The organism is Streptomyces sp. NPDC012835 (genome assembly GCF_042900885.1).
In the GTDB taxonomy this organism is placed as follows: domain Bacteria; phylum Actinomycetota; class Actinomycetes; order Streptomycetales; family Streptomycetaceae; genus Streptomyces.
Map to the genome: position 1 here is coordinate 496,511 of NZ_JBIBBW010000003.1, position 13,334 is coordinate 509,844.

14 protein-coding genes are annotated in these 13,334 nt (G+C 71.2%); 1 reads left to right on the forward strand and 13 read right to left on the reverse strand.

What is annotated here, in order from left to right; all coding sequences use genetic code 11:
- Positions 1-3: 3 nt before the first annotated feature.
- Genes ACFY6S_RS15435 through ACFY6S_RS15445 form a run of 3 tightly spaced genes read right to left on the reverse strand, consistent with a single transcriptional unit; the run spans position 4 to position 3,454 of the window.
- Positions 4-996, reverse strand: coding sequence for an SDR family oxidoreductase (locus ACFY6S_RS15435; protein ID WP_388816341.1), 993 nt, complete (start codon positions 994-996; stop codon positions 4-6).
- Positions 993-1,895, reverse strand: a complete 903-nt coding sequence (locus ACFY6S_RS15440) for an alpha/beta fold hydrolase (protein WP_388816343.1) — start codon at positions 1,893-1,895, stop codon at positions 993-995. The genes ACFY6S_RS15435 and ACFY6S_RS15440 overlap by 4 nt, the downstream gene beginning before the upstream one ends.
- Positions 1,892-3,454, reverse strand: coding sequence for a flavin-containing monooxygenase (locus ACFY6S_RS15445; protein ID WP_388816346.1), 1,563 nt, complete (start codon positions 3,452-3,454; stop codon positions 1,892-1,894). The genes ACFY6S_RS15440 and ACFY6S_RS15445 overlap by 4 nt, the downstream gene beginning before the upstream one ends.
- A 160-nt stretch (positions 3,455-3,614) precedes the next feature.
- On the opposite strand from ACFY6S_RS15445, the gene ACFY6S_RS15450 reads away from it, so the two are divergent.
- A complete protein-coding gene (locus ACFY6S_RS15450) occupies positions 3,615-4,313 on the forward strand; it encodes a MerR family transcriptional regulator (RefSeq protein ID WP_388816349.1) in 699 nt (232 codons plus the stop codon).
- Positions 4,314-4,387: 74 nt separating this feature from the next.
- Here ACFY6S_RS15450 and ACFY6S_RS15455 read toward each other — a convergent pair whose 3' ends face one another.
- From ACFY6S_RS15455 to ACFY6S_RS15500, 10 genes are all read right to left on the reverse strand, one after another.
- The gene (locus ACFY6S_RS15455) at positions 4,388-5,257 is read right to left on the reverse strand and encodes an ABC transporter ATP-binding protein (RefSeq protein ID WP_388816352.1); all 870 of its coding nucleotides are present in this window, start codon (positions 5,255-5,257) and stop codon (positions 4,388-4,390) included.
- Positions 5,254-6,072 (reverse strand): ATP-binding cassette domain-containing protein, encoded by an 819-nt coding sequence (locus ACFY6S_RS15460; RefSeq protein WP_388816354.1) that lies wholly within the window; start codon positions 6,070-6,072, stop codon positions 5,254-5,256. Before ACFY6S_RS15460 ends, ACFY6S_RS15455 begins: the two co-directional genes overlap by 4 nt.
- Positions 6,069-6,959 carry an ABC transporter permease gene (locus ACFY6S_RS15465; protein WP_388816356.1) on the reverse strand — a complete coding sequence of 297 codons (891 nt, stop codon included), beginning with the start codon at positions 6,957-6,959 and terminating at the stop codon, positions 6,069-6,071. Before ACFY6S_RS15465 ends, ACFY6S_RS15460 begins: the two co-directional genes overlap by 4 nt.
- Positions 6,956-7,921, reverse strand: coding sequence for an ABC transporter permease (locus tag ACFY6S_RS15470; RefSeq protein WP_388816359.1), 966 nt, complete (start codon positions 7,919-7,921; stop codon positions 6,956-6,958). The genes ACFY6S_RS15465 and ACFY6S_RS15470 overlap by 4 nt, the downstream gene beginning before the upstream one ends.
- Positions 7,922-8,031: 110 nt before the next feature.
- Positions 8,032-9,555, reverse strand: coding sequence for an ABC transporter substrate-binding protein (locus ACFY6S_RS15475; protein WP_388817973.1), 1,524 nt, complete (start codon positions 9,553-9,555; stop codon positions 8,032-8,034).
- Positions 9,556-9,606: 51 nt separating this feature from the next.
- Complete coding sequence (locus ACFY6S_RS15480; RefSeq protein WP_388816362.1) at positions 9,607-10,350, reverse strand: DUF1684 domain-containing protein; 744 nt, start codon at positions 10,348-10,350, stop codon at positions 9,607-9,609.
- A gap of 174 nt (positions 10,351-10,524) precedes the next feature.
- Positions 10,525-11,322, reverse strand: coding sequence for an exodeoxyribonuclease III (locus ACFY6S_RS15485; protein ID WP_388816365.1), 798 nt, complete (start codon positions 11,320-11,322; stop codon positions 10,525-10,527).
- A gap of 60 nt (positions 11,323-11,382) precedes the next feature.
- Positions 11,383-11,958: a hypothetical protein gene (locus ACFY6S_RS15490; protein WP_388816368.1), complete on the reverse strand. Its 576-nt coding sequence runs from the start codon at positions 11,956-11,958 to the stop codon at positions 11,383-11,385.
- Positions 11,959-12,118: 160 nt separating this feature from the next.
- The gene (locus ACFY6S_RS15495) at positions 12,119-12,526 is read right to left on the reverse strand and encodes a rodlin (protein ID WP_388816371.1); all 408 of its coding nucleotides are present in this window, start codon (positions 12,524-12,526) and stop codon (positions 12,119-12,121) included.
- A 167-nt stretch (positions 12,527-12,693) separates the two neighbouring features.
- The gene (locus ACFY6S_RS15500) at positions 12,694-13,104 is read right to left on the reverse strand and encodes a rodlin (RefSeq protein WP_388816374.1); all 411 of its coding nucleotides are present in this window, start codon (positions 13,102-13,104) and stop codon (positions 12,694-12,696) included.
- Positions 13,105-13,334 lie beyond the last annotated feature (230 nt).

Here is a 13,334-nt window from a genome sequence, read left to right on the forward strand (position 1 = left end):
CGGTCAATTACGCAGCGTACGGTCCCGTTCGTCGGCCGCTCCGCCCGCGCCCACGAGCCCCCTGGCCACCTCCCCGAGCCGTGGTTCGAGGCGCCGCATCTCGCGCCGCCCGACCGTCGCGATGACCCCGGGCAGATAGCCCCGTATGCCCTGGGCGCCGCGCAGCCACCACTGCGCGTAGACGTGCGGGGCGCGCCGCTCTATCCCGGCGACGAGGCGGTCCACGGCCGGGCCGAGGGGGTACGTGCGGTTGGCGGGCCAGGGCAGCCGGCGGCGCAGCTCGCGCATCACGGCGTCCTGGTCGGCGCCCCGCACCATGTCGGTGTCCGTCCAGGACAGATAGCCGACGCCGACCCGTATCCCCTGGTGGGCGACCTCCGCGCGCAGGCTGTGCGCGAACGCCTCGACGCCCGACTTGGACGCGCAGTAGGCGGTCATCATCGGCGCGGGGGTGATCGCGGCGAGCGAGGCTATCTGGAGGAAGTAGCCACGGCCGCGTCGCAGCGCCGGCAGGAAGGCCCGCGCAGTCACCGCTCCGCCGATCAGATTGACCTCGATGACCCGGCGCCAGGCGTCCGGGTCGGAGTCCGCGAACGGCCCGCCGGTCGCCACCCCGGCGTTGGCCACCACGATGTCGACCCGGCCGAAGCGCTGTTCGACCTCAGCCGCCACCCGGGCCATCGCGGCGGTGTCGGTGACATCGGCGTACCAGTGGTCGCCCTCCCCGTGCAGCCGCCCGGCGACCCGCTTCAGCTCCGCCGCCTCCAGACCCACGAGCGCCACCTTCGCGCCGCGCGCGGAGAGTTTGCGCGCCAGCAGCTCACCGACGCCGCGCGCCGCGCCCGTGATGACGGCGACCTGCCCTTCGAGCTGCCGGAAACTCCGCCGGCCACCGCCGCGAGTACCGCCCCTAGCACCCCCCGCACCACCCGTACTGCCAGCCCCACCCGTACCACTCGTACCGCCCGTACCGCCCGTACCGCCCGTGCCGCTCATGCCGTCGCCTCCTTGGCACCCGTGGTGAGATACGTGGCGCTCAGCTCGCGGATCGTCCCGATGACGGCCTCCGGCGCCTCCACCGGTGTCATGTGCCCGACGCCGGTCAGTACGTTCAGCGATACGCAGTCCGGCAGCGCGGCGGCGAGCGCCCGCGCCTGGCCCGGCGGGGTCAGCCGGTCCTCGCTGCCGCCGATGACGGCGGTGGGGACGGTCAGTTCCCTCACCTCCGCGTCGAGATCCAGCTCGTCGAGGACGTGCGACCAGCCGGCCCGGACGGGCCGGGGGCACGCGTGCACGAGGCGCGCGCACTCCGTGACCCGGTCGGGTGCCGCGCCCGCGCCCATCGTCCCGTAGCGCAGCAGCCGCTTGGAGAGCGGTGTGACCGGTCCCAGCGGAAGGGACGCCCCCAGGATCCGCCTGGTGAGCGCCGACCGCACGCGCCCGGCGCGCATCGGTACGAGGCGCACGCCGGAGGTCAGCCGCGAACTGGCGGTGCTGCACAGCAGTACGGCGGCGGCGTGCTCCCGGAAGCCGGGCCGGCGCGCGGCGGCCATCATCGTCATGCCGCCCATGGAGTGCCCGGCGAGCACGGCGCGCTCGCCGGGTTCGAGGGTGGCCGCGAGCACCGCCTCCAGATCGTCGGCGAGCGTGCCGGTGGAGTAGCCCGTGCGCTCCGAGGGCGCGGGGGTGCGGCCGTGTCCGCGCTGGTCGTAGACGATCACCCGGTGGTCGGCGGTGAGGTCCGCGAGCTGCGCGGCCCAGAAGCGCAGGGAGCAGGTCCAGCCGTGCGCGAGGACCACGGCGGGCCGCCCCGCCTCACCGTGCACCTCGGTGTGGATACGGGAGCCGTCGGCGGAGCGTACGGACACTTCGCGCTCCCGGACCGGCCGCCTCATCGGACGGACTCCTTCGCGCTCGCGGTGCGCGGCCCGGGGGGCCCGGTGCGCGACCCCGCGCGGATCACCTCGTACTCCGCGAGGTTCACCTGCCGGGTCGCCCGCCGGAACTCGGTGGTGGTGCCCGGCCAGACGGTGGTGTTGCGGCCGTTCGCGTCGAGGTACCAGCTCGTGCAGCCGCCGGTGTTCCAGACCGTGCGCGCCATCCGCCGCTGCACCCGCTGGTTCCAGACCTGTACGGCCGAGGGGCGCGGCGCGAGCGCGACCCGCTCGCGGCCGGTCCCCCGGCCGCCGAGGCCGTCCAACTGCCGCAGATAGTCGGCCAGGTAGTTCAGCTGGGCCTCGATCATGAGGATCATCGAGGAGTTCCCGAGCCCGGTGTTGGGCCCGATGATCGTCATCCAGTTGGGGAATCCGGCGGCGGTCGCGCCGCGCAGCGACTCCATGCCGTCCTTCCACGCCTCCGCGAGCGTGATGCCGTCCGCTCCCACCACCCGCTCGGCGATCGGCATGTCCGTGACATGGAAGCCGGTGCCGAAGACGATCGCGTCGGCCTCGGCGCGCGTTCCGTCCGCCGCGACGAGTGTCGAGCCGCGCACCTCGGCGAGACCGGAGGCGACCACGTCGACGTTGGGGCGGGCGAGCGCCGGGTAGTACGCGTTGGAGAGCAGGATGCGCTTGCAGCCGATGCGGTACGCGGGGGTGAGCTTGGCCCGCAGCGCCGGGTCCTTGACCGCCTTGGTCATGTTGGCGCGGGCGAGGGCCTCGACGAGCCCCAGCTCGTTCGGGCGTTTGGTGAACGCCTGGACCTGCAACTCCCTTATGGACCAGAGCAGTCCGCGCCGCAGGCTGCCGGTGAAGGGCAGTGCGCGGTGCAGTCCGCGTTCCGCCCCGGTTATCGCCCGGTCGACCCGGGGCATCACCCACGGCGGGGTGCGCTGGAAGAGGGTCAGCCGGGCCACCTCGGGCTGGATCGCGGGGACGATCTGGATGGCGGAGGCGCCCGTACCGATCACGGCGACACGCTTGCCGCGCAGGTCGTAGCCGTGGTCCCACCGCGCGGAGTGGAAGACCTTGCCGGGAAAGCCGTAGAGCCCGGGGATGTCCGGGATCTTCGGGTCGGAGAGCGGGCCGGTCGCGGAGACGATCACATCGGCGGTGAGCGTGCCGCGGCCGGTCTCGATCTCCCAGCGCAGCGCGTCGTTGTCCCAGCGCATCAGCCGCACCTCGTGGTCGAGGCGCAGATGCGGCCGGATTCCGAAGGTGTCGGCGATGTGCTCCAGATACGCCCTGATGTGCCGCTGCCCGGAGAAGGTGCGCGGCCAGTCGGGGTTGGGGGCGAAGGAGAACGAGTAGAGGTGCGAGGGCACGTCACAGGCGCACCCGGGGTAACTGTTGTCCCGCCAGGCGCCCCCGACGGACCCGGCCCGCTCCAGGACGACGAAGTCGGTGATGCCCTCTCTGCGCAGCCGGACGGCCGCCCCCAGACCGCCGAATCCGGATCCGATCACCGCCACGCGCACATGCCGGCCTTCGCGTACGTGCTCGTACTGGCCCATACCGCCTCCTGACCCACCCACCGGGCAAACGCTGCCAGCAATCACTGGCACAATCGGAGGGTAGGGCAGGTCCGTACTGATGGGTAGGGGGCGGACCAAGCCAACTCCGCGGAAGCGCGCACCGGCTTCCCGGCGCGGAAGTGCACATAGGCTTCACGGCATGGCTGAAGGTCGCGAGCACCGCGAGTACCGCATGGAGGAGCTGGCCCGGGAGGCGGGCATCACGGTCCGCACCGTGCGCTTCTACCGCGAACGCGGGTTGATCAGGCCGCCCCGGCGCGAGGGCCGGATCGCCTGGTACGACGACGCCCACCTGGCCAGACTGCGGACGATCGCCGCCCTGCTGGAGCGCGGCCACACCCTGAACGGCATCGCCGACCTCGCCGCCGCGATCGAGACCGGCCGGAACGTCGGCGAGGTCCTCGGTCTCGGCGAACCCACCGAGGAGACCCCCGTACGGCTCTCCCCCGAGGAACTCGCGGACTACTTCGAGGGCGAGGTCACCGCCGAGAACCTGACGGCCGCGCTCGACCTCGGCTATCTCGCCACGGACGGCGCGGTCATCGTCCACATCAGCCGCCGGCTGCTGGACGTCTCGGCGGCGCTGGTACGGGAGGGCGTGCCGCTCGCGGCGGTCCTGGACGCGGGCCGCGATGTCCGGAGGCACGCGGACGCGCTGGCCGAGATCTTCGTCGGCATCCTGCGGGCCCGCGCCGGCACCGCCATGACCGATCCGGCGAAGCTGCGCCCGTTGGCGCAGAGCGTGGTGGCGGCGGAGCTGTCGATGGCGCTGGACCGCCGGCTGCGCCCGGAGCCGGCGGCCCGGCCCGCCGACCCCGACCCCGACCCCGATACGTAGACCCAACGCGCGGACCCGACACGCAGACCGGTCCGCGCGCGGGCCGCCGCCGCGCCGGCCCGGCCGCCCCCGCGTCAGCCGTCCGCCGCCGGAAGCCTCGGCACGCTCGCGATCAGCCGCCGGGTGTACGGGTGGGACGGCGAGCCCAGTACGGAGACGGTGTCGCCCTGCTCCACCACCCGCCCGTACTCCAGCACCGCGGTCCACTCGCAGAGCGCGGCCACCACCGAGAGGTCGTGCGAGACCATCGCGATGGTCAGCCCCCGCGTCTCCTTCAGCTCCAGCAGCAGATCGACGATCCGCACCCGGGTCGTCACATCCAGAGCGCTGACCGGCTCGTCGGCGAGCAGCACGCGCGGATCGCACACCGTGGCGCGGGCGATCGCGACGCGCTGGCGCTGGCCGCCGGAGAACTCGTGCGGGTAGCGGTCCGCCGCGTCCGCCGGGAGCCCGACCGCTTCGAGCGCGGCGCCGACGCGGGGATCGTCCCGCCGTACCCCACGCCCCCGCCCGCGCGTCGCCCGCCCCCGTACCCCCGGCTCGGCCGGCCCGGCGGCCGTCGGCCCGGAATCCGTCGCCCCCGGCCCCGTCAGCCCCAGCGAGCGCAGCGGCTCCGAGACGATCCGGCCGACCCGCTGGCGGGGGTCGAGCGAGGAGTACGGGTCCTGGAAGACACTCTGCACGCCCCGCCGGAAGCGGCGCATCTGCTCCCGGTCGCGCGGCCGGAGTTCGGCGCCGTCGAAGACGATCCGCCCGCTGGTGGGACGGGTGAGGCCGAGCAGCAGCCGGAGCAGCGTGGTCTTCCCGGCCCCCGACTCACCGACCAGCCCGACGCTGCGCCCCGCCGTGATGTCCAGCGAGACGCCGTGCAGTACGGCGGGCGCGCCCCGGTAGGCGAACGCGGCGTCGTCGGCGGCCAGGATCGGCCCGCTCGGCACAGTCATCGGACGATCCGTTCCAGAGCGCTTTCGAGATGGCGGGCGCTGCCCACCAGGTCCCGGGTGTACGGGTGGACGGGCCGGCTCACGATGTCGGCCACGCTGCCCGACTCCACGGCCGTACCGTCCTTGAGCACCAGCACCCGGTCGGTGACGGCGGAGACGACCGCCAGATCGTGGCTGATGAACAGCAGCGCCATGTCCCGCCCCGCCACGAGTCCGTCCAGCAGCGCGAGCACCTCCGACTGCACCGTGACGTCCAGCGCGGTCGTCGGCTCGTCCGCGATCAGCAGCGCCGGTTCGCAGGCCAGGGCCATCGCGAGGGCCACCCGCTGGCGCTGGCCGCCGGAGATCTCGTGCGGATACGCGCGGGCGATCCGGTCGGGCTCGGACAGCCGTACCTGGTCGAGTGCCTCCTCCACCGCGCGGCGCAGCGCGGGGCCGCGCAGTTTCCGGCCGTGCCGCAGCCGCAGCGGCTCGGCGAGCTGGGCGCCCAGCCGCATCAGCGGGTCGAGCGCGGTGAGGGGCTCCTGGAAGACGACGGTGGCCGCGCGGCCACGCAGCCCGTTCAGCCGCCGCTCGGTGGCGCCGACGACCTCGGCGGGCGGTGCGCCATGGGCGGTCAGCGTGATGGAGCCGGACGCGGTCATGCCGGGCGGCAGCAGCCCCATGACGGCGAGCGCGGTCAGCGACTTGCCCGACCCGGACTCACCGACCAGACCGAGCCGGGAGCCCGCGCCGATCGAGAACGAGACGTCGGAGACGAGATCGCGTCCCCGGTCCGTACGGATCGTCAGTCCGCTGACGTCGAGCACGTTCATCGGCTCCTCCGCCGGGTGGGGTCCAGGGTGTCGCGCAGCCCGTCGGCGACGAGATTGACGCCGACGACCAGCATGACCAGCAGCACGCCGGGGGCGATGACCCCGGTGGGAGCGGTGAACACGGTGGCCTGTGCCTCCTGGAGCATCCGCCCCCACGAGGCGTTCGGCGGCGGGGCGCCCAGCCCGAGGAACGACAGGCTCGCCTCGGCCATGACGGCGAGACCGAACTGGAGGGCGAAGTTCACCACGAGGGTGGGCCAGATGTTGGGCAGCACATGGCCGGTGACGATCCGGGGCCAGGAGGTGCCGGAGGTGCGGGCCGCGGTGATGTAGTCCTGCGCCAGCACCCGTTTGACCAGCACTCGGGTCAGCCGGGCCACCACCGCCGTCATCGCCAGCCCGACCGCCAGCACCGCCGAGCCGAGCGAGGCGGACCGGGCGGCGACCATGAGCATGGCGAGCAGCAGCGTCGGGAAGGCGATCAGCACATCCAGCAGCGTCGAGAGGGTGTCGTCGAGCCAGCGGGTCGCGAACCCCGCCGCGAGCCCGGCGCAGACGCCGAGCGCCGCGCCGAGCGCGGCGGCGCCGAGTCCGGCCCGCAGCGCGATCCACGCGCCCGTCATCAGCTGGGTCAGCAGATCGCGGCCGAGCTTGTCCGTGCCGAGCGGATGCGCGCCGCCGGGAGCGGCGAGCCGCCCGCCCGTGGTGTCGTCGGGGGCGTACGGCAGCCAGACCAGGGAGACCAGCGCGACCAGGACGATGAAGCCGACGAGCACGCAGCCGGTCACCAGGGCGGGCGAGCGCCGGCCGCGCGAGGGCTCGCGGGCGGCGGGCACCGCCGCCTTTCCCGTCGCGTCCACACCGCTCATCTCCCGTACCTCGCTCATCGCGTGCCTCCTGACAGCCGCCCGCGCAGCCGGGGGTCGATCAGCCGCTGGGCGAGGTCGCTGAGGAACCCGATGACCAGGACGGCGAAGGTGGACACGAACAGCACGCCCTGCACCACCGGGTAGTCGTGCTGCGCGACCGCCTGGGCGAGCAGGCTGCCCAGCCCCGGCAGCGCGAAGACCGTCTCGACGACGACCGCGCCGAGCAGTGTGGTGGCCAGTTCGATGCCGAGGACCGAGATCACCGGCACGGCCCCGTTGCGCAGCCCGTGCCGCCACATCGCGCGGTTGAAGGAGGAGCCCAGGGCGCGCGCCGTACGGAGATGGTCGCTGCCGAGGACGTCCAGCGCGGCGGAGCGCACGTACCGGATGAGCGACGCGGACATGACGAGCGCGACCGTGATCACCGGCAGGGCCAGGGAGTTGAGCGCCTCCCCCGGCCGCTCCCATCCGTCCTGCGGGAAGCCCCCGGCGGGCAGCACCCCCAGGCGCAGGGCGAAGACGGTGATGAGGATCATGCCGACCCAGAAGACCGGTACGGCGATGCCCAGTTGGGAGACGCCGCTGATGAGCGTCCCGAACCGGGTGTTCGCCCGCAGCGCCGCCGCGTAGCCGACGGGCAGCGCGACGACCACGGCGAGCAGGAAGGCCAGCAGCGTCAGCGGGACGGTGACATCCAGCCGGGAGGTGATCTCCGGGCCGACCGGCAGCGTACTGACGAAGGAGTCGCCGAGGTCGAAGGTGGCCAGTTGGCGCAGCCAGTGCGCGAACTGTTCCGGCAGCGGGCGGTCGGAACCGATCGCGTGGCGGGCGGCGGCGATCTGCTCCGGGCTCGCGCCGACCGAGAGCAGGGAGTTCGCGGGGTCGCCCGGCAGCAGCCGCAGCAGCAGGAACAGCACCACGCTGGCCAGGAAAAGCGAGCCGGCCAGGAAGACCAGCCGCCGCAGGAGGTACGGGAGCATCAGGACACGGAACCGATCGACGTGAACGAATAGTGCGGCGGACGGGCGGGCCCGGCGCCGGTGGAACCGGCCCCCGAACCCACCCCGTCGCCCCCGGATCCGGCCGGACCTCAGCCCTTCTTGATCCCGTAGGCGTGGAACTGGGAGTTCAGCCCGTTCAGCGGGTATCCGGAGAGCTTGCTGCCGGCCACCACGATCTGCGGATAGAGGTAGAGCCAGTCACTGGCCGCGTCCTCCGCGATCTTCCTGTTGGCCTTCTTCAGCAGGGCCGTCTGCCGCTCGGTGGTGTCGGACTCCTCGGCCTGCTTCACCCACGCGGTGACCTGCTTGTTGTCGTAGCCCCAGTAGAAGTCGGGGTTTCCGTACCAGACGATGTCGCGGTCGTTGACGTGCTCCTGGAGCGTCGCGCTGAAGTCGTGGTTCTTGTAGACCTTCGTGTACCACTCGTCCGGCGTGATGACGTTGATCTTGACATCGATGCCGACCTTGGCCAGTTCCGACTTGATGAAGGTGGCGGCGGTCGGGTGCGGGTCGTAGTTCGGGGTGTCGAGCGTGAAGCTGAAGCCCTTGGCGTAACCCGCCCCGGCCAGCTCCTTCTTGGCGAGCGCCACATCGTACGGGTTGACCTCGGTGAGGTCCTCGTACCAGGGGTCGGTCGGCGGGACCATCGAGCCGATCAGCGTCCCGTGGTCGCCCCAGACCGACTGGAGCAGCTTCTTCTTGTCGATGGCGGAGGTGACGGCCTTGCGCACCTGGACGTTGTCGAAGGGCTTGACCCGGTCGTTGAAGGCGAGCAGCAGCTTGGTGGTCGAATTGCCGTCGTTGACCTTGTAGTTCGGGTTGTTCTCGAACTGGTCGAGGGCGTCGGGGCTCTGCTCGCCGGTCACCACGTCGACGGCGTTGGTGAGCAGCGCGTTGTTGAGCGCGGTGGCGTCCTTGTAGTAGTGGAAGACGACCTTGGCGTTGGTCGCCGGGGTGCCCCAGTAACCGGGGAAGCGGGCCAGGCTCAGCGCGGAGCCGCGGGTCCACTTGTCGAGCTGGTACGGGCCGGTGCCGTCCTCGGACGTCTTGAGGTTCTCGGCGTCCGCGTTGATGATCCAGACGTAGCTGAGGTTGTAGACGAACGAGATCGACTTTGACGACAGCGTCACCTTGACGGTGTCGTCGTCCGGGGTGGTGACCGACTTCACCACGTCGAAGCTGCTCTTGCGCGCCGACTGGGAGTCCTTCGCCATGACCTTCTCGATGCTGTACTTCACATCGGCCGAGGTGAGGGCCTTGCCGGAGTGGAACTTCACACCCTTGCGCAGAGTGAAGGTGTACGTGAGGCCGTCCGCGCCGACCTGGTAGTCGGTGGCGAGCCGCTTCTCGACCTTGCCGTCGTCGGTGAGCGTGAACAGCCCCTCGTAGACGTTGCCGTTGAGCGCCTCGGTCACGCCCTGACCGCCGCCCCCGGTGTTGTCGAGGTTCTGCGGCTCGTAGAGCGACCCGACCCCGATCGTCGCGTCCTTGTCGTACGAGCCGGACGAGCCCTTGGACCCGCCGCCGCCCGAGCCGGAACCGCAGGCGGTGAGGGTGAGGGACAGACCGACCGCCAGAGCGCCGCCGAGCAGCGGTACGGACTTAGTTCTCATCATGGGTTTCTCCTGTTGCGCCGGGGCAGAGCCTGGGGTGAGCTTTTCCGCTCAGTGCACCGCGTAGCCGCCGTGGAAGACCGGAAGCCTCTCGCCCGCCTCGACGGGCAGGTGGATCCGGTTCTGCCGCGGCGGCAACGGACAGTTGTACTGAGCGGAGAAACCGCACGGCGGCACGAACGCCCGGTTGAAGTCCAGCACGACGGTCGCGCTGTCCGCCTCACGCGGAACGAAGAGAAACCGCCCGGCCCCATAGGTGTCGACACCGTTGGTCGGGTCCCCGAAGACCAGCAGAAGCGTTCCGTCGTCGTCGAACGCGGACAGCACGTAGTCGACGCCGTCCAGAGTCACCGCTATGTCGCCCGGAACGACCAGCTCCCGGCTGCCCCCGCTGTCCCGTATGTGCTCGAAGGGCACCCGCCGGTCGGTGGCGACCGGGGTGAACGCCGCCTCGACCACCCAGTCGGGACGGAACGGGTAGGCGTCGATGTCCGCGAAGTTCCGTACGGCCGGGGCGGCGGCGTCCCAGAAGCGCAGCCCGTGCTCGGGCTCCCCGGTGTGCAGGTTCGTCCGCAGCACCGTGGTCACCGTCACCCCCTCGGCCGCCTCGGCGCGCGCCTGCTTCCACGCCACGTCCGGGTCGGCGCGGGACGGCAGCCACCGTGTCTCGACCAGCGCCAGATTCCCGAGGGGCGCCACCACGGCTTCCCGCCGGGCCCCCCGCCACTCCTCGAATCCCGCCCGGGCGGCGGCGACGACGGACGCGGGGGCGCGGGAGGCGGACGGTACGGACATACGGGGCTCGCTTAGGTCGACGCGGACGGATCTCGGTCCGGCGCACCCTCACGGCGAGGTCCAGCCAGGTCCGGAACCGCTGAATCGTACCTACATAGGGCCATTTCAAGCCACGAAAATTCACACTTCGAGACAGCCGTCTCAAAACCGGCCCGTCGCACCGGCCCGCACCCGCTAGAGGTCGAAGACCGCCGTCACCGGCGCGTGGTCGCTCCACCGCTCGCCGTGGGCGGCCGCGCGCTCCACGTACGCCTTGACCGCCCGCCCGGCGAGCCCCTCGGTGGCCACGTGGTAGTCGATGCGCCAGCCAGCGTCGTTGTCGAAGGCCCGGCCCCGGTAGGACCACCACGAGTAGGGGCCGTCCTGGTCCGGGTGCTGGGCCCGTACGACATCGACGTAGCCGGTCTCGTCGAAGACCCGGCTCAGCCACGCGCGCTCCTCGGGGAGGAAGCCGGAGGACTTGCGGTTGGCCTTCCAGTTCTTGAGGTCGGCCTCGCGGTGGGCGATGTTCCAGTCGCCGCAGACGAGGACCTCGCGCCCGTCGGCCGCCGCGGTCGCCTTCAGCCGCTCCAGGTAGGGGAGGAACTCGTCCATGAAGCGGATCTTCTCGTCCTGCCGCTCGGTCCCGACCTCACCGGAGGGCAGATAGAGGCTGGCGACCGTGACACCGGGCAGGTCGATCTCCACGTACCGGCCGCTCGCGTCGAACTCCGCGCTCCCGAACCCGGTCCGGGTACGGTCCGGCTCCCGCCGCGAGAGCAACGCGACCCCCGCGCGCCCCTTGGCCCGGGCGGGCGCGTACAGCGCGTGCCAGCCCTCGGGGGCACGGACCTCGTCCGGCAGCTGGTGCGGTTCGGCCCGTACCTCCTGGAGGCAGACCACATCCGCCGAGGTGCCGGCGAGCCACTCCACGAACCCCTTCTTGGCGGCGGCGCGGAGTCCATTCACATTCACGGATGTCACGGTGAGCATCCAGGCACAGTACCCGCCGCCCCCTGGCGGGCGAGAAGTCGAGTTGTGCCACTTATGTCGCTAATCGACCACGGATATTCTCGTGCCGAGCGCGGCGAACTTCCAGATCGCGCTTCCGGCGTCGACGCCGACGCGGATGCCGCCCGTGCTCGCGCCGGGCGCGGGCTGCGGCGAGGCGCCGTCGACCGCGTTGGAGAAGGCTATGGACAGCCCCTCCTTCACCGCGAAGTAGACGACGTGCTCGATGTCGACCCCGTCGGACCCGGCGCCCTCCTCGCGCCGGAAGGAGACCGCGTACGGGCCTTTCTCCGGGCTGACGGTGCCGGGCCACACGGCGAAGGAGTCGTCGTAGTTGTTGTCGGGGTCGACCAGCCAGACCCGTTGCTCGCCCAGCGAGTAGACGATCCGCCGCCCCTCCCCCGAGGCAGTGGGAATCCGGTGCTTGGCCGTCTCGCTGGGGGCGGGGGCCACCGTCGCGCTCGGGCTCGTCGTCGGGGTGGGTTCGGCCTGAGCGGTGGGTACGACCGGCGGCCGGGGCCCGCTTCCGGCCTGTACGGCGAGCACGGTGACGGCAGCGAGAGCGCCAGCGGTCAGAGCGGTAACCCAGGCCCACGAGGGCAGTCGGCGGCCATGCACAGGTGCGGATCTCCTCAACTCTCCTACCAGCAACGACAATGTAGCCGCTGACCGAGGCGCACCTCTTGCTGCCCCCATGAAGTTGGTCACTTCCCAGGGGTCCGGACACGCCAGAGGCCCGGTCCGGCGTACGTACGCCGGACCGGGCCTCTGGGGGAGATCAGTTGTTGCCCGCACCGTTCCCGGAGAGGATCGGGATGTTGTCCAGGATGTGCGACAGCGCCTCGTCGCCCTTGGCCTGCGTCGAGTTCTCGACGCACTGCTGGTTCTGCGGGGAGGACAGGACGTTGACGTCCTGGACGGTGATCGGCACGAGGCCGATGAGGGAACCGACGTTCGCCTTGAGCGGGAGACCGACGCAGGGCTTGTTCAGCGACCCCTGGACCAGACCGAGCTGGGGGCTCATGTCGCCCTTGGTCACCGCGTTGCCGAAGGCCTGCTCGGCACCGTTGCCGCTGAACGACGTCGGGCCGTCGTCGTTACCGATGGCCAGCGCCGGCGACGCCGCGGCGGCGGTGGCTCCGACGATGGACGCCGCTACAGCAGCGGTTGCCCACAGCTTCTTCATTTTAATGCCTTTCCAGAAGGTCGGATTCCACCGGTGGAATCCGAGCTGTTCAACTCGCCCGAAAGCGGATTGGTTTCGGGCGTTCCCTCGAATGGAGTAGTCACGTTTCCGAGAAAAAGGCCGGCCCACCGCGGATTTCAGCGGCGGGCCGGCCGGTCGGCCGATTCTCAGCGGTTGGCCACACCGTTGCCCGACAGGATCGGGATGTCGTCCAGGATGTGCGACAGCGCCTCGTCGCCCTTGACCTGCGTCGAGTTCTCGACACACTGCTGGTTCTGCGGCGAGGACAGGACGTTGATGTCCTGGACGCTGATCGGCACGAGGCCGATGAGGGAACCGAGGTTCGCCTTGGCCGGCAGCGCGATGCAGGGCTTGTTGAACGAGCCCTGGATGAGGGCGATCTGCGGGCTCATGTTGCCGTACGTCGACATGTTCCCGTACTGCTGGGTGGCGAAGTTGCCGCTCGCGGACGTGGGTCCACTGTCGTTGCCGATGGCGAGCGCCGGGGTCGCGGCGGCCGCCGAGGCGCCGACGACGGAGGCGGCGACGGCCGCGCCGGCCATAACCTTCTTGATCACGATCTGAGTCCCCTTCTGAAGGATGCCCCAAAGTTCCCGGAGCCCCCTGAGCAACTCCACCTCCCCCTCTTTGGTTCTGGCCCTTCACTCCAACGGTCTATTACCGGCGATCACCCAGCGGCAATGCCGCGCCCGCCCGCAAGCCGATCGGGTGAAGCAGGAGAACCAAACCGGGAATGCCCGGTTGTGCAGGTCGCTGCATCTGCATTTCTCAGGAAAAGGAACACATC

What these genes read in the sequence shown, in the direction of transcription:
- ACFY6S_RS15435 (WP_388816341.1), bottom strand. Translation starts at nt 996, where the DNA reads ATGAGCGGCACGGGCGGTACGGGCGGTACGGGCGGTACGAGTGGTACG.
- ACFY6S_RS15440 (WP_388816343.1), bottom strand. Translation starts at nt 1,895, where the DNA reads ATGAGGCGGCCGGTCCGGGAGCGCGAAGTGTCCGTACGCTCCGCCGAC.
- ACFY6S_RS15445 (WP_388816346.1), bottom strand. Translation starts at nt 3,454, where the DNA reads ATGGGCCAGTACGAGCACGTACGCGAAGGCCGGCATGTGCGCGTGGCG.
- ACFY6S_RS15450 (WP_388816349.1), top strand. Translation starts at nt 3,615, where the DNA reads ATGGCTGAAGGTCGCGAGCACCGCGAGTACCGCATGGAGGAGCTGGCC.
- ACFY6S_RS15455 (WP_388816352.1), bottom strand. Translation starts at nt 5,257, where the DNA reads ATGACTGTGCCGAGCGGGCCGATCCTGGCCGCCGACGACGCCGCGTTC.
- ACFY6S_RS15460 (WP_388816354.1), bottom strand. Translation starts at nt 6,072, where the DNA reads ATGAACGTGCTCGACGTCAGCGGACTGACGATCCGTACGGACCGGGGA.
- ACFY6S_RS15465 (WP_388816356.1), bottom strand. Translation starts at nt 6,959, where the DNA reads ATGAGCGAGGTACGGGAGATGAGCGGTGTGGACGCGACGGGAAAGGCG.
- ACFY6S_RS15470 (WP_388816359.1), bottom strand. Translation starts at nt 7,921, where the DNA reads ATGCTCCCGTACCTCCTGCGGCGGCTGGTCTTCCTGGCCGGCTCGCTT.
- ACFY6S_RS15475 (WP_388817973.1), bottom strand. Translation starts at nt 9,555, where the DNA reads ATGAGAACTAAGTCCGTACCGCTGCTCGGCGGCGCTCTGGCGGTCGGT.
- ACFY6S_RS15480 (WP_388816362.1), bottom strand. Translation starts at nt 10,350, where the DNA reads ATGTCCGTACCGTCCGCCTCCCGCGCCCCCGCGTCCGTCGTCGCCGCC.
- ACFY6S_RS15485 (WP_388816365.1), bottom strand. Translation starts at nt 11,322, where the DNA reads ATGCTCACCGTGACATCCGTGAATGTGAATGGACTCCGCGCCGCCGCC.
- ACFY6S_RS15495 (WP_388816371.1), bottom strand. Translation starts at nt 12,526, where the DNA reads ATGAAGAAGCTGTGGGCAACCGCTGCTGTAGCGGCGTCCATCGTCGGA.